Source organism: Kitasatospora sp. NRRL B-11411, from assembly GCF_000721345.1.
Classification (GTDB): domain Bacteria; phylum Actinomycetota; class Actinomycetes; order Streptomycetales; family Streptomycetaceae; genus Kitasatospora; species Kitasatospora cineracea.
The window spans coordinates 18690-41082 of sequence record NZ_JOGH01000065.1 but is presented as its reverse complement, the minus strand read 5'-3'; the positions used below and the strand labels follow the sequence as shown (position 1 = coordinate 41082).

Below are 22393 nucleotides of genomic sequence, written 5' to 3'. Positions count from 1 at the left end.
CCCCCGCGCACCCCGCCCCGACGACCGCCGACGGCCCCAGACCGGCCGCGCTCGCGCGCCTCCAGGTGTTCCGCTGCTGAGCGGCCCCGCGAGCCGACGGCCGCCGTCCGCGCACCGGCACCCCCCGACACCCGGGGCCGCCCGGTCGCGGTGACGCCCCGTCGGCACGCTCCGCTGCCCACCGACAGCACCCCCGTCCGGCCCGCGCCGGACGGGCGGAAGGAGACACCGATGCGACCGTCCCCGCCCCACCCCGCCCGCGCCCTCCCGCCCGGAGAGGCCCGCGCCCTGTGAACACCACCCCGAACCCCGACCGCGCCCCCGGCCGCGACCCGCTCCCCGACCGCGCCCCCGGCCACGCCCCGCTCTCCGACCTCGACCCCGACCTCGACCCCGGCCGCGCCGCCGCCCTGCGCGGGGCGCTCGCGCACTGGCGGCAGGACCTGCCCGCCTCGCTGGTGGTCTTCCTGGTGGCCGTCCCGCTGTGCGTGGGCGTCGCCGTCGCCTCCGGCGTGCCCGCCGAACGCGGGCTGGTCACCGGCATCGTCGGCGGCCTGGTGGTCGGCCTGCTGCCCGGCAGCAGCCTCCAGGTCAGCGGCCCGGCCGCCGGTCTGACCGTCCTCGTGTTCGACGCGGTCCAGCGCTTCGGACTCGGCTCGCTCGGCGTGCTGGTGCTGGCCGCCGGACTGCTCCAGATCGCCATGGGGCTGCTGCGCACCGGCCGCTGGTTCCGGGCGATCTCGCTCTCGGTGGTGCACGGCATGCTGGCCGGCATCGGCCTGATCCTGATCCTCGGCCAGCTCTACGCCGTCTCCGGGCGCACCGCCCCCGGTAGCGGCGCCGGGAAGATCGGCGCCCTGCCCGCGCTGGCCGCCGACTGGTTCACCGGCCGGGCCGCGACCACCGCGCTGGTCATGGCGGCCGCCACCGTCGCCCTGCTGACGCTGTGGCGGCGGCTGCCCGCCCCCGTCCGGGCGGTGCCCGCCCCGCTGGCCGCCGTGGCCCTCGCCGCCGCGGCCACCGCGCTGTTCGGCCTGGACGTGCCGAGGGTCCGGGTGGACGGCCTGTTCGAGGCCGTCGCGCTCCCCACCGGCGACGGCCTCGCCGCGGTCGCGGGCACCGCCGGGCTCGGCACCGTCCTCGCCTTCGCCCTGATCGCCTCCGCCGAGAGCCTGTTCAGCGCGGCCGCCGTCGACCGGATGCACCACGGGCCGCGCACCGACTACGACCGCGAACTCACCGCCCAGGGCATCGGCAACACCCTGTGCGGCCTGCTCGGCGCGCTCCCGATGACCGCCGTCATCGTCCGCAGCGCCGCCAACGTCCAGGCCGGGGCCCGCACCAGGACCTCCCGGGTCCTGCACGGGCTGTGGCTGCTGCTGTTCGCGGCCCTGCTGCCCGCCGTCCTCGGACTGATCCCGCTCGCCGTGCTCGGCGGCGTACTCGTCCACGCCGGGGCCAAGCTCATCCCGCTGCGCCCGGCCGCCGCCCTGTGGCGCGGCCACCGCGGCGAACTCGCGGTCCTCGCCGTCACCACCGCCGCGATCGTCCTCACCACCCTCTTCGAGGGCGTCCTGATCGGTGTGGCCCTCGCCGTCGCCAAGAGCGCCTGGCAGACCTCCCACCTGCACATCGACCTCGCCGACACCGGCCCCGGTGGCCCGCTGAAGGTCCGCCTCAGCGGGAACGCCACCTTCCTGCGCCTGCCCCGCCTGCTCGACACCCTCGAATCCCTCCCCACCGGCCGCCCTGTCGAACTCGACTGGACCGCCCTGCGCCACCTCGACCACGCCTGCCGCACCGCCCTGCTCACCTGGGCCGCCCGCCACGCCGCCCACGACCCCGCCACCGTCAGCTGGCAACCCCCGCTCACCGTCACCACCTGACCCGCCACCCCGGCGCGGCGCCGTTTCCCGGTGCCGCGCCGGGGCGAAGGTTGCCCGCCGCGGCGCTAGAAGCGGCGCCAGCGGGCGGAGGCGAAGGAGAAGACGCCGTACAGGACCAGCCCGCCGGCCACCGCGCCCAGCAGCCACGGGCCCGGGGCGCCGGCGGCGAAGGCGCGCAGGGTGTCGTCCATGCCCTTGGCCCGGCCCGGGTCGAAGCGGACGGCCGCCACCACCACGAACACCCCGGCGGCGGCGTAGACCGCGCCGCGGGCCAGGTTGCCGGACAGGCCGGTGCCGGTCACGGCGGTGCGGGTGCGCGGGTGCATCGACGCGGTGTCGAGCTTGCGCAGGAAGCGCCGCTGGAGGGCGCGGACGGCGATGACCGAGCCGACGGCGGCCAGCACCAGGCCGGCGGCGCCCACCAGCCAGCGGCCGCCGGGGCGGGCCAGCGCGGTGGCGGTCCAGTCCCGGGAGGCGGAGTCGCTGTCGGACCCGCCGCCGGAGCCTGCCGCGTACGCGGCCGTCCCCCAGGCCACCGAGGCGTAGAAGACGGCCCGGCCCGCCGACAGCACCCGGGACCCCGTCCTCTTCCGGCCGGCCTCGCCGAACACCGCCGCCGACACCCGCCACAGGGCCATCCCCGCGAAGCCCGCGGCCAGCGCCCACAGCAGCACCGCGCCGAACGGCCGCACCGCCACCTGGTGCAGGGCCCCCTGCCGGTCGGCGTCCTCCCCGCCGGACCCGAACGCGATCCGCAGGGCCAGCACGCCGACCAGGGCGTAGACCACGCCCCGGGCCACGAAACCGGCCCGGCCCGCGGCCCTGGTGACCCGGCCCAGCCGGGAGTGGTCGGATCCGCTCGCTCCCATGCCCGTCCTCCTTCTTCCTTCTTCCTGCTGGCTGCTGCCCGCGGTCTCCCGGGTTTCCGGGACCGCTCAGCCCAGGGGACGGGCGCGGGTGACGAGGTTGCCGAGGGCGACGTAGACGACGGCGGGCAGGCCGTAGTCGAGCAGGACCTGCCCGGTGTGGTGGGACACGGTGAACAGGCCGCGGGACCAGCCCGACAGCCAGTCGGCGACGCTGTGGAACCAGTGCACGAGGGGGTTGTCCTGATTGGCCCCGAAGAGGTCCAGCAGGATCCAGATGACCAGGATGGCCGCGGCGGCGTGCGCCAGTGCGGATATGACCGAGGTAGTCCGTCTCATGGGCGTCGCCTTGCCCGCCGGGGCCTTCACAAACCGGTTGCCTTCCAAGGGAGTTCGCGCAACGGGGTGCCCGGCGACCCTACGGCGGGACGAATCCGGAGGAACCTGCATGTACCGCCCGGAACGGGGCATGCGGCGGGTCGTCCGAGAACTGACGCACCACCACCTGGAGGTCCTCCGTGGTTCCCCTTCTGCTGGTCCTGCTGCTCACCCTGCTGCTGTTCGGCGCCGGATTCGCCCTGAAGGCCCTGTGGTGGGTGGGCCTGTTCGTGCTCGTGGTCTGGCTGCTCGGGTTCGTCTCCCGCGGCACCACGGCGGCCGGCAGCCGCGGCCGCTGGTACCGCTGGTAGCGCCACCGCCACCGCCACCACCGTCCGCCGGGGCGGGCACCCCCGCGGGGGTGCCCGCCCCGGCGCGTTCCGCGTCCCGCGGGCCGATGCGCTTCGCGGGGCCGACGCGTGGGGGCCGACACCGGGTCAGAGGAAGTGCCGGATCGGGGCGGTGGCCGCCTCCTGCACCCGCCGGAGCGGGCCGCGCCGGTGCCAGCGCTCCGGGACGACGGCCTCGCTGCGCGCCAGGTCCTCGTCGAAGTGCCGGTCCAGGACGGCGGTGAACCCCGCGTCGACCACGGCCAGCACCACCTCCTCGTCGTGGTCCAGCGAACGGCGGTTGAAGTTCGCGGAGCCGACCACGGCCGCCGCCCCGTCCACGGTCAGCACCTTGGCGTGCATCATCGTCGGCCCGTACCGCCAGACCGTGGCCCCGGCGGCGCCCAGCCGGCCGAAGTGGCGCTCGCCCGCCAGCTGGCACACCCGCTTGTCGGTGTGTCGCCCGGGCACCAGCAGGTCGACCGCGACGCCCCGGCGGGCCGCCTCGCAGAGCAGGTCGACGAAGTAGTCGTCGGGCGCGAAGTAGGCGGTCGCCAGGCGCAGCCGCCGTTCGGCGGAGGAGATCACCACCCGCATCAGGGTCTGCAGGTCCTGCCAGCCGACGGCGGCCGAGCCCCGCACCACCTGCACCACCGAGTCGCCCGGCTGCTCGTGCTCCTCGAACCGGTCCGTCGCGTCGTACAGGGTGCCGGGGGCGCACTCGGCCCAGTTCTGCGCGAAGGCCGCGGCGATGCCGTCGACGGCGGGCCCGACCACCCGGACGTGGGTGTCGCGCCACTCGCCCGGGTGCCGGGCGTCGCCGCACCACTCCTCGGCGATGCCGACGCCGCCGGTGAACGCCGTCCGGCCGTCCACCACCAGGACCTTGCGGTGGCAGCGGTGGTTCTGCTTGAAGGGCGACAGCCGCACCGGCCGGCGGAACCAGGAGATCCGGACGCCCGCCCCCTCCATCAGCTCGATCAGCTCCGGTTCGATCAGCCGGCTGCCGAACCCGTCCAGCAGCAGCCGCACCCGGACGCCCTGCGCGGCCTTGCGGGCCAGCGAACGGGCGAAGGTCCGGGCGATGTCGCCGCGCCAGTAGACGAACGTCATCAGGTCGACGGTCCGCCGGGCCCCGTCGACGGCCTCCAGCATCGCGGGGAAGATCTCGTCACCGTTGCGCAGCGGCGTCAGCAGGTTGCCCTCGGTCGCGGCGATGCCCAGCAGCCCCTCCAGTCGGCGGCGCAGCACCCGGCCGCGGTCCGCCGCGGCGGACGCGGGGGCCGCAGCCGGTACCGCGGCGGGCGCGGGCGCGGGCGCGGGTGCGGGTGCGGGTTCGGGGGCGGTCTCGGTGGTCATGGGTCCCTCCGTCCGGGGCCGGTGGCAGTGGCGGGCGCTCGGTTACCCGCTGCGCCGTGATCGACTCCTGACGTCCGGGCGGGGATGAAAACCGCGGACCGGGGGACACGGGTGCCATGACGAGGACACAGGGGCGGACGGCGCCGCTCGGCGTGCTGGCGGCGGTGGCCGGGCAGGGAACGGTGCTGGTGGCCGCCGGGCTGCTGGTCACCCACCCGCCGGGCGGCTGGTGGGACCCGGCCGAGGACGGGCTGGTCGCCCGGCTGGCCGACCACCGCACCGCCGCCCTGACCACGGCCAGCAGCTGGCTGTCCGGGCTGGCCTTCACTCCGGCGATCGTGACGGTGACGGCGGCCGTCGCACTCCTGCTGCTGCTCCGGCACCGGCCCCGCCCGGCGGCGCTGCTCGCGGGCGCGGTGGCGCTCCAGGCGGCGCTGTTCGTGACCGCCGCCCACCTGGTGGACCGGGCCCGGCCGGACGTCGTCCGGTTGGACGGCGCGCTGCCCACCTCCAGCTTCCCGTCCGGGCACGTCGGGGCGGCCACCGCGCTGTACGGCGGCCTCGGCCTGCTCGCGCTGCACCGGCTCCGGGGCCGGTGGCGGATCCTGCTGTGCGCCCTGGCGTGGACGGTGCCGCTGCTGGTGGCGGCCAGCCGGCTCTACCGCGGCATGCACCACCCCACCGACGTGCTGGCCGGCGGGCTCAACGGGGCGGCCGCCCTGTGGGTGGTCGCCCGGGCCCTGCCCGCCCGCGCCCACCGGGCCCCGGCCGCCCCCGCCGCCGCGTCCCCGGCCGTCCCGCTCCCGGTCGCCCTGGTCTACAACCCGGTCACGGTGGACGGCGCCCTGCTGGAACGGCTCTGCGCCGTGCTGACCGCGCACGGCCACCGGCCGCCCCGCCGCCTGCCGGGGGCGGCGGAGGACAGCGGCCGGGCCGCCGCCGAACGGGCCCTCGCCGGCGGGGCCCGACTGGTGGCGGCCTGCGGCGGCGACGGCACCGTGACGGCCTGCGCCGAAGTCCTGGCCGGCACCGGCGCGACCCTCGCGGTCGTCCCCTGCGGCACCGGCAACCTGCTGGCCCGCAACCTCGGCCTGCCCACCGACCCCGAGGCCGCGCTGGCGGCCGCCCTGACCGGCCGCACCCGCCGGATCGACCTGATGCGGGCCGAGGGCGACGGCCTGCCCGCCCGGGCCGCCGCGACGATGGCCGGCATGGGGCTGGACGCCGCCGTGATGTCCGACACCGGCCGCGCCCTGAAGCGCCGCCTCGGCTGGCCCGCGTACCTGCTCGCCGGGGCCCGGCACCTGGGCGACCGGCGCTTCGCCCTCACCGTCGCCGTGGACGGCGCCGAACCGGTGCACCGGCAGGTGCGGGCCGCCGTCGTCGGCAACGTCGGCACGCTCCAGGGCGGCGTCCGGCTGCTGCCCGCCGCCGCGCCCGACGACGGCCTGCTCGACCTGGTCCTGGTCCAGCCGCACGGCCCGCGCGGCTGGTGGCAGGCCCTGCTGGCCCTGCTCACCGGCGACCGCCGCCCCGGCCCGGACGCGCCCCTGGAACACTTCCCCGGCCGCCGGATCACCCTCACCGCCGACCGCGCCCACCCGCGCGAGTGCGACGGCGACCCGGTCGGCGAGGGCCGCGCCCTCACCCTGACCGTCCGCCCGGCCGCCCTGCGGGTCCGCGTCCCGGCCGACCCGGCCGAACAGCCCGACCCGGCTGAACAGCCCGACCCGGCTGAACAGCCCGACCTGGCTGAACAGGCCCAACCGATCCGGTCGGCCGGGCAGCCCGACCGGCCCGGCCGGGCCGCCGTCCGACGGGAGGTGGCCTGATGGGTACGGCCAGCCGGGTCCGACCCGGCCGGGAGCACCTGTCCGCGGACGAGGCCGTGGTGGTGCTGCGCCGGCGGCCCTGGTGGCCGCTGGCCCGGGACGCCTTCCTGCGGTTCCGGTACGCGGACGGGTTCAGCCACGCCCGGGCCCTGGCGTTCCAGGTCGTGCTGGCGCTGGTGCCGTTCGCGCTGGCCGTGGTCGGGCTGGCGTCCTCGCTGCACGGCGGCCCGGTCGGGCAACTGGTCGCGGCGAGCATCCAGCGGATGGTCCCGGCGTCCAGCGCCGACCTGGTGCGCGAGGTGCTCGACCGCAGCCGCCACCGCACCGGCGGCACCCTCGCGCTGTGGTTCGGCGCGCTGTTCGCGCTGGTCAACCTGGTCACCGCGATGTCCCAGATCGAACGCGGCGCGAACCGGATCTACGGGATCGAGCGGGACCGGCCGTTCGAGCGCAAGTACGGGCGGAGCCTGCTGATGGCGGCGGGCGCCGGCCTGCCGCTGGGCGTCGGCTTCCTGGTGCTGGTGGCCGGGCCGCAGGTCGCGGCGGCCGCCGACGAGGTGTTCGGGCTGGGCCCCGGCACCGCCGCCGCCTGGACCCTGCTGCGCTGGCCCGTCGGCGTGCTGCTCACCCTCGCCTCGGCCGCCGTGGTCTTCCGGCGGGCCCCGCGCCGCCGCCAGCCCGGCTACAGCTGGCTGGCGTTCGGCGCGGGCGTCCACCTGGTGCTCTGGCTGGCCGCGACCTGGCTGCTGAGCCTCTACCTGCGCCTGAGCGGCTCCTTCGACGCCGTCTACGGGCCGCTCAGCGCCGTGTTCTCGCTGCTGGTCTGGGCGTACCTGACCGCGATCGCGCTGTTCCTCGGCCTGTCCTTCGCCGCCCAGCTGGAGGCCGACCGCACCGGACGGCCCGACCCGGTCCTGCCCGACCCGCTGGCCCCCGGCCACCCGGCCCCCGGTTCCTCCGCCCCCGGCCACCCGGCCCCCGACCGCACGCCGTCGGCCGCCCCGACCGCCCCGACCGCCCCGGCTGCCCCGAGCACCGGCCCCGAGAGGACGCAGCAGTGACCCGCAGCCCCGCCCACCGCCGTCCCGCCCGGCTCCGCCCCGCGCTCCGCCCCGCGCCCCGCGCCGCGCTGCGCACCGCCGACCTGCGGCTGGGCGAGCGCCTGCTCGCCGCCGTCGCCGCGTTCGCGGTGGCCGCGGTGCCGGCCGCGCTGCTGCTGGTGCTGATCGAGGCCCACTGGGCGCCGCTGCACCGGCTCGACGCGGGCGCGGCGGCCCGGCTGCACACCGCCGTGCGCGACCACCCGGCCGCGCTGTCGGTGCTGCGCACCCTCAGCGACGGGGTGTGGGACCCGCTGACGATGCGGCTGCTGGTCGCGGCGGCCGTCGCCTGGCTGCTGTGGCGGCGGGCCTGGCGGCTGGCGGTGTGGGCGGCAGCCACCACCGCCGCCTCGGGGCTGATCGGCTGGGCGGTCAAGGCCGCCGTCGCCCGGGCCCGCCCGGCGCTGCCCGACCCGGTCGCGCACGCCCCCGGCTTCTCGTTCCCGTCCGGGCACGCGATGACCGCCGCCACCTGCTGCACCGTGCTGCTGCTGGTGCTCTCCCCGGCGCTGCGCCTGATGTGGCGGCGCACCGCCCGGGCGGTGGCCGGGCTGAGCGTGCTGGGCGTGGGGTTCACCCGGGTCGCGCTCGGGGTGCACTGGGTCAGTGACGTGCTCGGCGGGTGGCTGCTCGGCCTGGCCCTGGTCGCCGCCACCGCCTGGGCGTTCGAGGGCTGGCGGCGCGACACCGGCCGTCCCGTCCCGCCGCCGCTCGCGCAGGGGCTGGAGCCCGAACTCGCCCCGCACGGCCCGGCGCGGCCCGAGGAGTGAGCGCGGCGCGCGGGGCCTCAGCCGCCCGGGCGGAGGGCGCCGACGGCGGCGTCGACGGTGTCGTACCGGGGCAGCAGCCGGTCCACCCCGGTCATGGTGAGCAGCCGGCCGACGTCGGCGCCGGTGCCGACCAGGGCGAGCGAGGTGCCGGCCTCCCGGGTGCGGCGGAACGCGAAGAGCAGCTCGGCCACGCCGAGGGAGTCGCAGAACCCCAGCAGCGCCAGGTCCAGGACCAGCGGCAGCGACTCGGCGGTCCGCTCCACGGCCCGGTGCAGGCGCGGCGCGGTGTGGTGGTCGAGCTCGCCCGCGAGCACGACGACGGTCGCCCCCACGGGATGGGTGCGGACCTCGATGGTCAGGTCGTACTCGGGCACGGGGGGCTCCGGACGGTGCGGGACGGGCTTGCGGGTGGAGGGAGGGGGAGCGGCGGGGGCCGCGCGGTCACTGCAGCCGGGCGACGAGCAGCGCCACGTCGTCGGTCTGCGCCCGGGCGAACGAGGACAGCAGCAGGTCGCCCGCCCGATCCAGCTCCGGCGGGGCGTCGGCGAAGGCCTCCCGCAGGGCGTCCAGACCGGTCTGGAGGTGCTCGCCGGGCACCTCGATCAGGCCGTCGGTGACCAGCAGCAGGGTGGTGCCGGGCTCCACGGCGCACGTGACCGGCGGCGGCTGCGGGACGTTCAGGCCCAGCAGGATGCCGTGGTCGGTCAGGTAGCGGGCGGAGCCGTCCGGGAGCCGCAGCAGCGGCGGCAGGTGGCCGGCGTTGGCGACCTGGATGCTGCGCCGGTCCGGGGCGATCAGCACCAGGCACACCGTCGCGGTCAGGCCGGGGCGCAGCCGGGTCAGCAGGGTGTCCAGCCGGTGCAGCAGGGTCTGCGGGTCGTGGCCCTCGATGGCGTAGGCGCGCAGCGCGTGGCGCAGCTCGCCCATCGCCATCGCGGCCTCCAGCGAGTGCCCGGCCACGTCGCCGATCGCCAGCAGCAGCCCGGCCGGGGTGTCGATGGCCTCGTAGAAGTCGCCGCCGATCTCGCTGCGCGCGGAGGCCGGCTCGTACCGCACGGCGAGCTCGACGCCCGGCACGGCGGGCAGCCGGCCGGGCAGGAAGCTGCGCTGCAGGGTGAGCGCGAGGGCGTGCTCCTCGGCCTGGCTGCGCTGGGCCTCCAGGGCGAGCGCGGCGGCCTGGGTGAGCTGGGGGAGCAGGCCGCGCTCGTCGGGGGCGGCGAGCGCGTCCCGGTCGGCGACCACGGCGAGCAGCGGCCGACCGGGTTTGGTGCGGGCGACCACCAGCGCGACCGGGCCGGCCGGGAGCCCCGCGCCGTCCAGGCCGTGGTCGGCCAGCACGGCGCGCCACGCGTCGGCGTCCAGCAGGGCGGTGTCGGTGCCGGTGGCGTCGCCCAGGGTCTGGTGGGCGAGCACGTCGAGCAGGACGGGCGGGGCCGCCAGCAGCCGCACCGCGCCGTCGCCGGGGTGCGCCGGGTCGTGGTGGGCCAGGTGCAGGGTGTCGCGGTCCGGCCCGAGGGCGATCGCGGTGGCCCGGGCGGCGCCCAGCCGCACCGCGCCGAGCACCGCCGCGGTGACCAGCGCGTCCGGGTCGGTGGCGCCGTACAGGGCGAGGGTGCTGCGGTGCAGGGCGGCCACCCGGGCGGCCAGCCGCTCGGCCCGCCGGCGGGCCCGGGTGTAGCGCAGCACGGCGGTGACGGTGGCCTGCAGCTCGGCCGAGTCGATCGGCTCGGTCAGGTACGCGTCGGCGCCGCGGTGCAGGCCCTGGGTGCGGTCGCTGGCCTCGATCGCGGTGGCGGAGATGTGGACGACCGGCAGCGCCGCGGTGCGCGGTCCGCGCTTGATCCGCTCGCACACCTCGAAGCCGGTCATGTCGGGCAGGCTGATGTCCACCACGGCGATCTCGGGCAGTTCGGGGGTGGGGGTGCGCTCCAGCAGCGCGAGGGCCTGGGTGCCGTCGACCGCCTCGACGACGGTGTGCCCGGAGCGGCGCAGCCAGCTCCCGACGATGTACCGGGTGGTGTCGTTGTCGTCGAGCACCAGGACGGTGGCGGGTCCGGCGTCGGGGCTGGTGCTGGTCACGATCCGTCCTCGGGCGGGATCGGCCGCCGCGGTGCGGCGGGCCGGGGGGGCGGACAGGGCGGCGGCGATCCGGGCGGCGGTCAGTCCGGACTTGGGCAGCACGGCGCGGGCGTGCGCCAGGCGGGCGCGGTCGGCGGCGCCGAGCGAGGCGGAGGTGAGGATCACCACCGGGATCTGCCGCAGGGCGGGGTCGGCCCGCAGGTCGGCGAGGACCCGGTAGCCGTCGACCTCGCCCAGGTGCAGGTCCAGCACGATCCCGTCCGGCCGGGCGGCCCGGACCGCGCTGAGCGCGGCCGCGCCGTCGTGGGCCTCCACCACCCGGTCGGCGATCTCGTGCAGCAGCGGGCGCAGCACGTCCCGGAACGCCGGGTCGTCGTCGACGGCCACCAGCACCGCCCACCGGGCGCCGGCCGGCGGCGCGGGGTGCGCGGGCAGCCGGACGGTGATCGCGGTGCCCCGCCCGGGGGCGCTGTCCAGGTGCAGCGTGCCGCCGAGGATCTCGGCCAGCCGGCGGGCGTACGGCAGGCCCAGCCCGGTGCCGCGGCGCCCGCGCTGGTGCGGGCCCTTCACCTGGTAGAACTCCTCGAAGACCCGTTCGTGCTGGTCGGGCGGGATGCCGACGCCGGTGTCGGTGACGGTCAGCACCAGCACCGGGCCGCCCCCCGGGGCCTGCTCGACCCGGGTGTCCAGCCGCACCGACCCGTGCTCGGTGAACTTCAGCGCGTTGGACAGCAGGTTGCGCAGGATCCGCACCAGCATCGTCTCGTCGCCGAGCAGCGGCTCCGCGCCGGCGGGCGCCGGACCGATCCGCAGCGCCACGCCGGGGCGGGCCAGGCCGCGCAGCGTGCCGTCCAGGTGCGCCAGGACGGCGCGCAGGTCCAGCGCCGCCCACTGCGGTTCGAGGGTGCCGGACTCCGCCTTCGCCACGTCCAGCAGCTCGTCCACCAGGGCGAGCAGGGTGCGGCCGGAGTCGGCGATCAGCGACAGCTGCCGGGCCCGCTCCTCGGGCGGGGCGCCGGTGTCGGTGCGCAGCAGCTCGGCCAGGCCCACCACCGCGTTGACGGGCGTGCGCAGCTCGTGGCTGACGTTCGCCCAGAACCTGCTCTTGGCCTCGCTGGCCTCGCGCAACTGCCGTGACTTCTCGTCGAGTTCGGCGTACAGCGCGACCACGCCCCGGTTGGTCTCCTCCAGTTCCTCCGACAGTTCCGAGTACAGCGCCAGGACGCCCCGGTTGGTCTCCTCCAACTCGCTGTTCAGGCGGCGCAGTTCCTCGCGCTGGGCGCGGGTCTGCTCCAGTGCGGTTATCAGGTCGCGGGTCTGCGCCCGGGAGTCCTCCAGGGCGCTGGGGCCGGTGTGCTCGGCGAGCAGGCGGCGGGCCCGGCCGACCGGGTCCGGGTCCGGGCCCAGGGCGGGCCCGAGCCGCTGCTCGATCCGGACCAGGCCGCCGGCCCGGGTGTGCTCGTGGTGGGTGGACAGCAGCCGGCCGGACGCCTCCAGCGCCTCCGCCGACAGCCGGTGCCCGCCCCGCCAGGTCAGGGTGACCCGCAGGGCGGCCGGCAGCCCCGGCCGGAGGTCGAACGCGGCGAACAGGCGGTCGGCGCCGAGCAGGCCGCGGCCGAGTTCGCTCAGCGCGGTGGCCAGCCGGACGGCGTCCTGGCCGTCCGCGCCGAGCAGGTCGGCGACGGCGCGGGCGCTGCGGCGCAGCGCGAAGGTGTCCTGGACGGTGCCCACGGACGCGTTGCCCAGGTGCACGGACGGCTGCGGCGCGAGGTGGTCCTCCGGCGCGGTGCGGTCGCCCCGTGCGGTGCCGTCGTCAGGCAAGGTGCGGTCGTCCGGTGCGGGGTGGTCGGTCGGTGCGTTCACCAGGAGCCCTTCGTGACCACCACGCCCGCGTCGTCCCGGCGGACCCCGGCCTCGCGCAGCAGCAGCGCCGCGGCGGTCACGGGCAGGTGGGAGAACAGGCCGGGGACGTCGGCGGCCTTCCAGCGGTCGGTCAGCCCGTCCGAGTGCAGCACCACCGCGCTGCCGGGCGGCAGGGCCTGCCGGACGGTGTGCGGGGCGGGCAACTGGTGGCCGACGATGCCGGGGGAGGAGGGCAGCGAGCGCCGCGTCCCGGTGGCGGTGTCCACCACGAAGGCGCTGACGTTGCCGACCCCGCAGAACGCCAGCCGGGCCGCGGCGGGCTCGACCAGCGCGACGGCCACCGCACCGCCCCGCCCGCCGCGCAGCACCCGGTGCAGGTCGGCCAGCACCTGCTCGGGCTGCTGCGCGCAGCCGCGGTGGAAGGCCGCGACGGCGTCCGAGGCGGCCCGGGCGGCGAGCGGGCCGTGGCCCAGGCCGTCGCAGAACATCAGCAGGAACGCGCCGGCGCTCCCCGCCCGCCCCGGCCCGGGGTCGGCGTGCGGGCGCGGCGCCCGGTTGGTCAGCACCGACCAGTCCAGGCGCCCCGCCGCGGCCCCGACCGCCGGGGCGGGCGCCTCCACGGGTACCGGGGCGGCCCCGGCCGGCCCGAGGGCGCGCACCGCCCAGGCGTCGCCGCACAGCTCCTGGCCGCTCATCGGCCGGGTCAGGCCGGCGACGACCGGCTCGCCCGCGGCGGCGGCCCGCCCCGCCGGGGTGCGGTTCCAGAACCGGGCGGTCAGCACGGTGCCGCGGCCGGGCAGCGAGTGCAGGTCGAAGGCGTCGGCGAGGCGGGCGACCGCGCCCAGGCCGATGCCCAGGGTCGGGCCGGAGGAGTAGCCGTCGGCCAGCGCCGCGGGGACGTCCGCCATCCCCGGCCCGCTGTCGACGGTGAGGAACTCCAGCGCCGCCTCGGTGTCGGTGCGCACCACGCGCAGCACCATCGCCCCGTCCACGGCGTGCCGCAGCAGGTTGGTGGCCGCCTCGCTGACGGCGAGCGCCGCCTCGGCGGCCCGCTCGGGCAGCAGGCCGATCCGGTGGGCGAGCTGCCGGGCCGCGCTGCGGGCGGCCGCGGGCAGCGAGTCCGAGTGCCGGAACCAGGCGGTGTCCTCGCACACGGCCAGGGCGGGGGTCACCGGGCCCACTTGGTCACCGACACCCTCGTCCCGGAACCGGGCTCGCTGTGCAGCTCGAACTCGTCCACCAGCCGGCGCGCCCCGCTCAGGCCCAGGCCCAGGCCGCCGCCGGACGTCCAGCCGTCGGTCAGCGCGAGGTCCAGGTCGGGGATGCCGGGGCCGCTGTCCTCGAACACGGCGTGCACGCCGACCCGGGTGCCGCTGCGCACGCCCGCGCAGCGCATCGAGCCCCCGCCGCCGTAGACCAGGGTGTTGCGGGCCAGTTCGCTGGCGGCGGTGACCAGTTTGGTCTGGTCCACCAGCGACAGCCCGCACTGCTGGGCGTACGTGCGGACGGTCTGCCGGGCCCGGACCACGTCGTCGTTGGAGCCGATCGGCACGGTCTGCTCGTCCTCCACCACCCGCGGCCCGGTCACGGGCGGGCCGTACGCGCGGTACGGTCGCGTTCCAGCAGCGCCAGGCCCTTCTCCAGGGTGAGCGCGGTGCGCACCCCGCCCAGCGAGAGGCCCAGCTCGACCAGGGTGATCGCCACCGCCGGGCGCATGCCGACGACCACCGTCTCGGCGTCCAGCATGCGCGAGATGGCGGCGGTGTTGGCCAGCATCCGGCCGACGAAGGAGTCGACGATCTCCAGCGCCGTGATGTCGATGACGACGCCGGTCGCGCCGGTGGCGACGATCCGCTCGGCCAGGTCGTCCTGGAGGTCCAGCACGATCTGGTCCTCCAGGTCGACCTGGATGGAGACCAGCAGCACCTGGCCGATCTTCAGGACGGGGACGCGGTCGCTCACCGGTCGCCGCCCGCCTGCACCGAGGTGCCGCTGCGCTGCAGGACGTGGCGCAGCGCGTCGGCCAGGGTGGCCTTGGTGACGATGTCGCCGAACTGCACGCCGAGCGCGACCAGGGTCTGCGCGATCTGCGGGCGGATGCCGGAGATGGTGCACTCCGCACCCATCAGCCGGGCGGCGACCACGGTCTTCAGCAGGTGCTGGGCGACCTCGGTGTCCACCGCGGGCACCCCGGTGATGTCGATGATCGCGTGCTCCGACCCGGAGTCGACCAGGCTCTGCAGCAGCTTCTCCATCACCACCTGGGTGCGCGCCGAGTCCAGCGTGCCGACCAGCGGCACCGCGACCACGTTCTCCCACAACTTGACCACCGGCGTGGACAGTTCGAGCAGCTGCTCGGCCTGCGCACTGATGATCTCCTCCCGGGTGCGGGCGTACGCCTCGATGGTGAACAGGCCGAGCGCGTCCAGCAGCCGGGTCAGCTGCAGGTACGCCGTGATGTCCTCGGCGGTGCTGGCCGTGGTGGGTTCCAGCACGTCCTTGCAGGCGAAGACGCTGACCGCCGTCTCGGCGGGCGTGAAACCGTACCGGGCCCGGCTGCGGGAGAGCTCCACCAGCAGGGCGCGCACCTCCGAGTACGACTCGTCCTGCCAGTCCAGGCCGCCCTTGCCCAGGGCCTGGACCAGGGCCTGGTAGAGGTCCGTCAGCTCGCGCTCCAGCTCGGCCCGGCTGATCCGGCCGCCCAGCGACGCGGCCACGGCCGCCACCCACTGCTCCTGCACCGCATCGTCCCGGGTCAGCAGCTCCACGAGCCGTTCGGACGCATGCTCCAGCGCCATCAGGCGTTCTCCTCGCTCATCGGGCCCCGTGACCGGGGGACCTCGGCCGTCGCACGACGGCGCGCGGTGGACCCCGACCGGTCGGGGTCCACCGCGCGCCGTCTGCCCCGTCCGCCACGAGGTATGCAGCGGCGGACGGAATTGTTTTCCGCCGCCCCCGGAGGGGCCGGCGGGTCGGGGTCAGCCCCTGGTCTCGTGCTCGGCCCGGAACATCCAGGCGTGCTTCTCCAGCGCCGCGGTCACCGTGATCAGCAGGTCCTGGGTGACCGGATCGGCCTCGCCGGTCTTGGCGATCCGCTCGCGCATCCGGGCGACCACCGCCGAGAGGGCGCCCACCAACTGCCCCACGACCGCGGTGTCGGCCTGCCAGCCGGAGGGCGCCCCGGGCAGGCCGCCGGCCGCGACGGTCGCGGCCCGCCCGTCCGGGCTGACGCCGATCGCGGCGGCCCGCTCCGCCACCTGGTCGGCGAAGTCGCGGGCGGTGGCCACCACCTCGTCGAGGTGCAGGTGGACCGAGCGGAACCGGGGGCCGTACAGGTTCCAGTGGGCCTGCTTGCCGGTCAGGGACAGGTCCACGAGATCGACCAGGGCGCCCTGCAGCGCCTCCCCGGCGGTGTCGCGGTCGGGTCCGTCCAGCGGGCTGCCGGTGGCGATGTCCATCGTCGTTCCTCTCCAGGTCGGGGGCGGCCGGCGAACACCGGCCGCCGCTCGGCTGCCCGGTGCGGCGGAACGGAAACACCGCGGCCCGTCCGGATGACGGTTCCGCATTCCTGGTGTGGATCGCCCGGACCCGGGTAACCGCGCTGCGCCGCCCGGTGCCGGCCCCGGCCGACGCGCCACCGGCCCGCCCGCACGAGCACGAACGCACGAGCACGAACGCACGAACACGAACGCACGAAGCCCGCACGAAAAGGAATGGGGACCCCGCATGCCCGTCGCCGTGTCCAGGCCGATCTCCGTCACCCTCCCGGAAGGCCCCTACCCCCACATCCGGCTGGTCGGCGAACTGCGCTACGACACCGCACTGCCCTACGGCGTGGGGCTGGCCTTCCCGCCCCGCGGCCCCGGCGAGGAGGACATCGTCTGGTGGTTCGGCCGGGACCTGCTCGCCGAGGGCCGCCGCGCCCCGAGCGGCGAGGGGGACGTCCGGGTCGCCCCCGGCCCGGACGGCCGGGTCCTGATCACCCTGGGGAACGGGACGGACCGGGCGGTGATCAGCGTCCCCGCCGACACGGTCACCCGGTTCCTCGCCGACGCCTTCGCCGAAGTGCCGCCCGGCGCCGAATCCACCCACCTCGACCTCGACTTCGGCCTGGCCCGGCTGCTGGCCTGACCCGCCACCACCCGCAGGGCGCCCCACCGCGCCCGCGCGCCCGTCCGGCGCGTCAGGCCGTCAGCGTGACGCGGATCCGCTTGCCGCCGCCCGGCAGGCGGTGGATCTCCCAGCCGGTGCTGAGCAGCTTGACCAGGGGCCAGCCCCGGCCGCCCAGCCGGGTCGGGTCCTGGAGGTTGGCGGCGTCGCCGCGCGGGTGGGCGTCGGCGGCGTCCTCCACCTCGATCGTCAGCACCCGGCCGCCGCCGCTCGTCCGGACGGCGAACCCGGTCACCCCACCGGCGTGCCGGATCGCGTTGGTGACCAGCTCGGTGACGGCGAGCCAGGCGTCGCCGCGCAGGCGCTCACCCGTTCCGGGACACCGGGCGAGCGCCTCGGTGACGGCGGTCCGGGCCTCGGCCGCGGTGCGCACCGCGGGGCCCGGACGGGCGGTTGCCGGGGGGCGCCGCCAGGTCGGGTCGGCCTCGGCACGGAACATCGGTGACCTCGCATCGGACGGGACGGGAACGCTTCCTTCAGGTGTCCGGCTGCCCGGACACCGCGGAGATCACACCGGCGGAACCCGCGGCGAACGGGGGACGTCCGGCCCGGACGCGCCCCGCACCGCGGCGTCCGCGTCCGCCGCGAGGTGCAGGTGGTCCGCGGCGCAGGACAGGTCGAGCAGCCTGCGCACCGGCTCCCGCAGCGGCCCGGCCAGCACCAGCCGCCCGCCCGCCTCCGCCATCCGGCGGTGGGCGGTGAGCAGACCGTGCAGCACCGAGGAGTCGGCGAAGGTGACCTCGGCGAAGTCCACCACCAGCAGCCGCGGCGGACGCTCCAGCGCGGCCGTCAACCGCCGGACGAACTCCTGCGAGTCCTCCCAGTCGAGCTCGCCCCGGGCCCGCACCGTCCCGACGTCCAGCGGCTCCGCCCCGGCCGCCCCGTACGCCCCGTACGTGTGATCGGTCATACCGGGCATGCTAGTGGGCCCCCGCCCGGCGGCCGACACCCCTCCACCCGGCGGCTGCCACCGCTCCGCCCGGTGCCTGCCGCGGCCCCGCCCGGCGCCTGCCGCGGCTCCGTCCGGCCGGGGCCCGACGCGGCAGCCGATAGCATGGCGGTTCGGGTGCGGCCCGCCGGACTCGTCCGCAAGGGCGGGCGGGGCGCACCAAACCCGCCGACCGCGGCGGACCCCGTGGGGTCCCGGCCGGCCGACGGAAACCCAATTGCGAGGTGAGGGCCCGTCAGGGCCCGGACGATGGCATCTTCGACTTCCCCCGCCGCGACCGCCGACTGGGAGTCCCTCGCCGACTCCCCGTACCCGGTGGCGGTGCTCGGCCCCGACGGCGGACTGCTGCACGCCAGCGACAGCGCCCACCGCCTGCTGGCCGCCCCGGCGGGCACGGTCCCGCACTGGCTGCGCCGGGCCCACCTGGACCTGCCCGCCGACGGCACCCCGCCGCGGACCGTCCGGCACACCGACCCGGTCGCCGGCCGGATCGAGGCGCACCCCTCGCCCCGCCCGGACGGCAGCGCCGTGTGGTGGTTCGTCGTCCCGGAGGGCCTCCCGGGAGCGCTGCCGCGGACGGCCGGCGGCGGCACCCACGACTGGGAGCTGCTGACCCGGCTGTCCGGCCTGCTGCTGTCCTCGCTGAACGTCGACCGGATCCTGGAGACGGCGGCCCGCCAGGCCGCGCTGCACCTCGCGGACGCCGCCGTGGTGGTCGCCCCCGGCTCCGGCCGGACGCTGCGCTTCGTGACCTGCCTGCGCGGCGGCGACCCGGCGCACGTCCAGGTGCGGGCCGACCCGGCCGAGGTCCCCGGACTGGCCGAGGCGCTGCAGGGCTTCCCGCCGGTGCCCTCGCGGTGGATCGACCCGGACGCCACGCCCCGCTGGCTGGTGCCCGCCGGGTTCGGCCGGGTCGGCTCGGTGCTGGTCACCCCGCTGCCCGGGCACGGCGTCCCCGCCGGGGCGCTGGTGCTGCTGCGGGCGGCGGGCGGCGGCCCGTTCCCCGCCGACGAGGAGGTCTTCGCCCGGATGTTCGCCGCCCGGGCCGGCGCCGCCGCGTCCGCGGCCGTCCTGTACTCCGAACAGGCCGCCGTCACCGACCTGTTGATGCGCGAACTGCTCCCGCCCCGGCTCGAACACCTCAACGGGGTGGACTTCGCCGGCGGCTACCGGGCCTCGGTCGACCGCGACCGGATCGGCGGCGACTTCTACGACGTCCGCCCCGCCGCCGACCCCGACGGCGAGACGCTCGCCCTGCTCGGCGACGTCAGCGGCAAGGGCCTGGAGGCCGCCGTCATGACCGGCAAGGTGCGCAACACGCTGCACGCGCTGCTGCCGCTCGCCGACGACCACGGCCGGGTCCTGCACCTGCTCAACCGGGCGCTGCTGACCTCCCACCACACCCGTTTCGCCAGCCTGGTGCTGGCCTCGGTGCGCCGCGAGGACGACCGGGTCCGGGTCCGGCTGTCGGCCGCCGGACACCCCGCGCCGATGGTGGTCCGGACGGACGGCCGGGTGACCGAGTCCACCACCCTGGGCAGCATCGTCGGCGTCCTGCCGGAGGCCACCACCCGGACCGACACCGTGCTGCTCGACCCCGGCGAGGCGTGCGTCCTGTACAGCGACGGGATCACCGAGGCCAAGGGCGGGCCGACCGGCCGGGAGCAGTTCGGCGAGGACCGGCTGCGCCAGGCGCTCCGGCAGTGCGCGGGCCTGCCCGCGGAAGCGATCGTGGAACGGGTGCAGATGCTCACCGCGCAGTGGCTCCGGGAGGGCCGGCACGACGACATGGCGGTCATGGTCATCGCCGCGCCCCCGCGCGGCCACGTGGCCGTCACCGGCGGACCGCGGGGGCGCGCGGCATGAACGTCAACGCACCGACCGGCACCCTCACCTCCGCCGCGGACGCCCCGGCACCCGCCGCGGACGCCCCGCCGTCCCGGCCCGCCGCCGCGCCCGTCCGCTCCGGGGAACCGACCGGAGAACTGACCGAGGAGCTGTGGCAGGCCGTCATCGGCGGCGACCAGGCCGGGGCCGCCGCCCTCGCGGTGCGGGCCCTGGAGGACGGCCTGCACCCGGAGGCGCTGCTGCTCGACGTGATCGGGGCGCTCCAGGCCCGGGTCGGCCGGGAGTGGGCGGCCGACCGGATCACGGTGATCCAGGAGCACGCCGCCACCGCCGTCAACGAGCGCGTGGTGGCCGTCGTCTCCGGCCACCCCGCGTTCGCCGCCGCCACCGGCCCGCAGCGCCCCGGCCGGATCGCGGTGGCGTGCGTCGACGGCGAGTGGCACGCCTTCCCCGCCCGGCTGCTGGCCGAGGTGCTGGCGCTGCGCGGCTGGCGGGTCGACTACCTGGGCGCCCAGTGCCCCACCCCCCACCTGATCGCGCACCTGCACCGCACCGCCCCCGACGTGCTGGCCCTGTCCGCCTCGCTGCCCACCCGGCTGCCCGCCGCGCACACCGCGATCACGGCCGCCCAGGCCGCCGGCGTGCCGGTCATCGCGGGCGGCGCGGCGTTCGGCCCCGACGGCCGGCACGCCCGGCTGCTCGGCGCCGACGCCTGGGCCCCCGACGCCCGCGCCGCGGCCGCCCGCCTCGCCCGGGGACTGGCGCTGCCCGCCTCCCCGCACCAGCCCGTCGACGACCTCCCGCACCTCGCCGACCAGGAGTACACCCTGGTCGGCCGGAGCGCCCGCGAACTGGTCGCCGGCGTGATGGCCGCCCTGGAACGGGAGCACCCCGCCGTCCGCTCCTACACCCCGCTCCAGCGCGAGCACACCCTCGACGACCTGGCCCACGTCGTCGAGCACCTGGCCGTCGCCCTCTACACCGGCGACCCGGAGCTCTTCACCGCCTTCACCGGCTGGACCGGGCAGGTCCTGCGCGCCCGCTCCGTCCCGGACACCCTCCTCGGCTTCGCGCTGACCTCCCTGCGCGAGCAACTGCGCGACCTGCCGCGCAGCGTCGCCGTCCTGACGGCCGCCCTGCCGCCCGCGGACACCGTCCTGCCGCCCGCGCTTGCCGGCCCGCCGTCCGCGGACCCCGCCCCGCCGTCCGCGGACACCGCCCCGCGCCCGCTGCCGACCCCGGGAACCCCCGCATGAGCACCAGCCCCGTCCCCCCGCCCCGGCCCACCGCCGGACCGTCCCGCACCGCCACCGTCCCGGTGGAGGGCGAGCTCGACCACGAGAGCTGCGGGGAGCTCCTCCGGGCGGTCGCCGCCCACCTGGCCGCCCGCCCCCGGGTCGACGTGGTCCGGGTGGACTGCGGCGGCATGTCGCTGTGCGACTCCATGGGGCTGTCCGCGCTGCTCCAGGTCCGCCGCGACGTCGACGCCGCCGGCCGCCGCCTGCTGCTCGACCACCGCCCCGCCCACCTGGAGCGCCTGCTGCGCCTCACCGGCACCGCCGACTACCTGCTCACCGACCGGCCGGACTGACCCCGGGCCCCGGCCGCCGGAGGGAGGGCCGCCCGGGCGAGGGGCGGTTTCCGATCTTCCGGCCGGGGCAGCCGACGGTCATGGACCGACGACACCGCCCCCGGGGGGACAGCACCCTCCCGCTGCTGGCCCGCGGCTACGCCTGGCTGCCCGACCTGCGCCGCCGCCACCCCGGCCCGGTGGTGCGGGTCCGGCTGGCCGGCCGGCCCGCGGTCGCCCTGCACGGACCCGAAGCCGTCCGGTTCTTCTACGACGAACGGCATGTCCGGCGGGCGGGCGCGCTCCCCGAACCGGTGCGCAGCACGCTCTTCGGGCACGGCGCCGTGCACTCCCTGGACGGCCGGGCGCACCAGCTGCGCAAGGCGATGTTCCTCTCGCTGCTGGCCGATCCCGCACAGGTCCGCGCGCTGGTCGACGAGGTCGGCCGGGCCTGGGACGCCGCGGTGGAGCGCTGGGCCGGACAGCCCCGGGTGGTCCTGCTGGACGAGGCCGCCCGGGTCCTCACCGAGGGCGTCTGCCGCTGGGCCGGCCTGCCGCTGCCGCCGGACGGCGCCGCCGCGTTCGCCGCCGACCTGACCGCCATGGTCGACGGCTTCGCCACCCCGGGCCCGCGGCACTGGCGCGGCCGGCTGGCCCGCCGCCGCCGTGAGTCCTGGATCGCCGGGACCGTCGAAGCGGTGCGCGCCGGCCGCGCCGGGCTCCCGGCCGGCTGCCCGGTCGAACGGGTGGCGCTGCACCGGGACGCGGACGGCGAACCGCTGCCGCCGCGGGTGGCGGCCGTCGAGGTGCTCAACCTGGTCCGGCCGACCGTCGCGGTCTGCTGGTTCGTCGCGTTCGCCGCCCACGCCATGCACCTGCGGCCGGAGGCCCGCGCGGCGCTCGCCGGGGGAGAGCCCGCCCACGCCTGGGCGTTCGCCCAGGAGGTCCGCCGGTTCTACCCGTTTGCCCCGTTCGTCGGCGGCCGGGCCGCGGCCGACCTCACCCACCGGGGCGAGCCGATCGCCGAGGGCACCCTGGTGCTGCTCGACCTGTACGGGCAGAACCACGACCCGGCCCTGTGGGGCGACCCGTACGCCTTCCGGCCCGGGCGGTTCCTCGAGCGCCCCGACGACGTCGCGCAGTCCGTCCCGCAGGGCGGCGGCGACCCGGCGGCCGGCCACCGCTGCCCCGGCGAGGCCGTGGTGGTCGGGCTGCTGGAGGACCTCTCCGTGCGCCTGGCCCGGCTGGAGTACACGCTGCCCGCCCAGGACCTGACCGTCCGGCTCGGCCGGATGGTCGCCCGGCCGCGCAGCGGCTTCGTCATCGAGGCGGTCCGCGCCGGGTGAGGCGCGCCGCCGGCCGGAGCACCCGGGAGCACGGGCGGGACGAGAGAC

Annotated in this window: 22 protein-coding genes and 1 pseudogene; 10 read left to right on the top strand and 13 right to left on the bottom strand. The window is 77.4% G+C overall.

Annotation, left to right across the window (positions count from 1 at the left end):
- The first annotated feature begins 410 nt into the window (after positions 1–410).
- Positions 411–1886, top strand: coding sequence for a SulP family inorganic anion transporter (locus tag IH44_RS0125200; protein ID WP_030461999.1), 1476 nt, complete (start codon positions 411–413; stop codon positions 1884–1886).
- A gap of 65 nt (positions 1887–1951) precedes the next feature.
- On the opposite strand, the gene IH44_RS0125195 is transcribed toward IH44_RS0125200, so the two are convergent.
- Positions 1952–2755, bottom strand: coding sequence for a DUF1206 domain-containing protein (locus tag IH44_RS0125195; protein ID WP_030461998.1), 804 nt, complete (start codon positions 2753–2755; stop codon positions 1952–1954).
- A 66-nt stretch (positions 2756–2821) separates the two neighbouring features.
- Complete coding sequence (locus IH44_RS0125190; protein WP_030461997.1) at positions 2822–3091, bottom strand: hypothetical protein; 270 nt, start codon at positions 3089–3091, stop codon at positions 2822–2824.
- Between the two features lie 179 nt (positions 3092–3270).
- Here IH44_RS0125190 and IH44_RS0125185 point away from each other — a divergent pair, with 179 nt between their 5' ends.
- Positions 3271–3441 (top strand): hypothetical protein, encoded by a 171-nt coding sequence (locus tag IH44_RS0125185; protein ID WP_030461996.1) that lies wholly within the window; start codon positions 3271–3273, stop codon positions 3439–3441.
- Between the two features lie 126 nt (positions 3442–3567).
- On the opposite strand, the gene IH44_RS0125180 is transcribed toward IH44_RS0125185, so the two are convergent.
- Positions 3568–4818: a phosphatidylserine/phosphatidylglycerophosphate/cardiolipin synthase family protein gene (locus IH44_RS0125180; RefSeq protein ID WP_030461995.1), complete on the bottom strand. Its 1251-nt coding sequence runs from the start codon at positions 4816–4818 to the stop codon at positions 3568–3570.
- 116 nt (positions 4819–4934) lie between these two features.
- On the opposite strand from IH44_RS0125180, the gene IH44_RS49475 reads away from it, so the two are divergent.
- From IH44_RS49475 to IH44_RS0125165, 3 genes are read left to right on the top strand one after another with little or no spacing between them, the layout of a single operon-like run.
- The gene (locus tag IH44_RS49475; RefSeq protein WP_081967102.1) at positions 4935–6650 is read left to right on the top strand and encodes a diacylglycerol kinase family protein; all 1716 of its coding nucleotides are present in this window, start codon (positions 4935–4937) and stop codon (positions 6648–6650) included.
- Complete coding sequence (locus tag IH44_RS0125170) at positions 6650–7711, top strand: YihY/virulence factor BrkB family protein (protein WP_081967101.1); 1062 nt, start codon at positions 6650–6652, stop codon at positions 7709–7711. The genes IH44_RS49475 and IH44_RS0125170 overlap by 1 nt, the downstream gene beginning before the upstream one ends.
- Entirely contained in the window at positions 7708–8520 is an 813-nt protein-coding gene (locus IH44_RS0125165) for a phosphatase PAP2 family protein (RefSeq protein WP_369794991.1), read from the top strand. The genes IH44_RS0125170 and IH44_RS0125165 overlap by 4 nt, the downstream gene beginning before the upstream one ends.
- Before the next feature lie 17 nt (positions 8521–8537).
- Here the strand turns inward: IH44_RS0125165 and IH44_RS0125160 are convergent, their stop codons facing one another.
- From IH44_RS0125160 to IH44_RS0125125, 8 genes and pseudogenes are all read right to left on the bottom strand, one after another.
- Complete coding sequence (locus tag IH44_RS0125160) at positions 8538–8894, bottom strand: anti-sigma factor antagonist (protein ID WP_051817289.1); 357 nt, start codon at positions 8892–8894, stop codon at positions 8538–8540.
- Between the two features lie 67 nt (positions 8895–8961).
- Positions 8962–10602: a SpoIIE family protein phosphatase gene (locus IH44_RS45620; RefSeq protein WP_369794992.1), complete on the bottom strand. Its 1641-nt coding sequence runs from the start codon at positions 10600–10602 to the stop codon at positions 8962–8964.
- Between the two features lie 144 nt (positions 10603–10746).
- Positions 10747–11649 (bottom strand): annotated as a pseudogene (locus tag IH44_RS48380) (ATP-binding protein); the annotation flags it as partial.
- 809 nt (positions 11650–12458) lie between these two features.
- Positions 12459–13643 carry an ATP-binding SpoIIE family protein phosphatase gene (locus IH44_RS0125145; protein ID WP_030461990.1) on the bottom strand — a complete coding sequence of 395 codons (1185 nt, stop codon included), beginning with the start codon at positions 13641–13643 and terminating at the stop codon, positions 12459–12461.
- Positions 13631–14050, bottom strand: coding sequence for an anti-sigma regulatory factor (locus IH44_RS0125140; RefSeq protein WP_030461989.1), 420 nt, complete (start codon positions 14048–14050; stop codon positions 13631–13633). Before IH44_RS0125140 ends, IH44_RS0125145 begins: the two co-directional genes overlap by 13 nt.
- Positions 14047–14424, bottom strand: coding sequence for an STAS domain-containing protein (locus IH44_RS0125135; protein ID WP_030461988.1), 378 nt, complete (start codon positions 14422–14424; stop codon positions 14047–14049). The genes IH44_RS0125140 and IH44_RS0125135 overlap by 4 nt, the downstream gene beginning before the upstream one ends.
- A complete protein-coding gene (locus IH44_RS0125130; RefSeq protein ID WP_030461987.1) occupies positions 14421–15260 on the bottom strand; it encodes an STAS domain-containing protein in 840 nt (279 codons plus the stop codon). Before IH44_RS0125130 ends, IH44_RS0125135 begins: the two co-directional genes overlap by 4 nt.
- A 180-nt stretch (positions 15261–15440) precedes the next feature.
- Entirely contained in the window at positions 15441–15920 is a 480-nt protein-coding gene (locus IH44_RS0125125; RefSeq protein ID WP_030461986.1) for a Dps family protein, read from the bottom strand.
- A gap of 268 nt (positions 15921–16188) precedes the next feature.
- On the opposite strand from IH44_RS0125125, the gene IH44_RS0125120 reads away from it, so the two are divergent.
- On the top strand, positions 16189–16593 hold the full coding sequence (locus tag IH44_RS0125120) for an SsgA family sporulation/cell division regulator (RefSeq protein ID WP_030461985.1): 405 nt from the start codon (positions 16189–16191) through the stop codon (positions 16591–16593).
- Between the two features lie 52 nt (positions 16594–16645).
- On the opposite strand, the gene IH44_RS41385 is transcribed toward IH44_RS0125120, so the two are convergent.
- Positions 16646–17071, bottom strand: coding sequence for an ATP-binding protein (locus IH44_RS41385; RefSeq protein ID WP_051817288.1), 426 nt, complete (start codon positions 17069–17071; stop codon positions 16646–16648).
- Positions 17072–17140: 69 nt separating this feature from the next.
- Complete coding sequence (locus IH44_RS0125110) at positions 17141–17542, bottom strand: STAS domain-containing protein (RefSeq protein WP_081967103.1); 402 nt, start codon at positions 17540–17542, stop codon at positions 17141–17143.
- Between the two features lie 288 nt (positions 17543–17830).
- On the opposite strand from IH44_RS0125110, the gene IH44_RS0125105 reads away from it, so the two are divergent.
- The 4 genes from IH44_RS0125105 to IH44_RS0125090 all read left to right on the top strand — a co-directional run bounded on the left by IH44_RS0125105 (position 17831) and on the right by IH44_RS0125090 (position 22345).
- Complete coding sequence (locus IH44_RS0125105) at positions 17831–19447, top strand: PP2C family protein-serine/threonine phosphatase (protein WP_051817287.1); 1617 nt, start codon at positions 17831–17833, stop codon at positions 19445–19447.
- A complete protein-coding gene (locus tag IH44_RS0125100; RefSeq protein ID WP_063759678.1) occupies positions 19444–20685 on the top strand; it encodes a B12-binding domain-containing protein in 1242 nt (413 codons plus the stop codon). The genes IH44_RS0125105 and IH44_RS0125100 overlap by 4 nt, the downstream gene beginning before the upstream one ends.
- Complete coding sequence (locus IH44_RS0125095; RefSeq protein WP_030461980.1) at positions 20682–21020, top strand: STAS domain-containing protein; 339 nt, start codon at positions 20682–20684, stop codon at positions 21018–21020. Before IH44_RS0125100 ends, IH44_RS0125095 begins: the two co-directional genes overlap by 4 nt.
- Before the next feature lie 80 nt (positions 21021–21100).
- The gene (locus IH44_RS0125090; RefSeq protein WP_030461979.1) at positions 21101–22345 is read left to right on the top strand and encodes a cytochrome P450; all 1245 of its coding nucleotides are present in this window, start codon (positions 21101–21103) and stop codon (positions 22343–22345) included.
- Positions 22346–22393 lie beyond the last annotated feature (48 nt).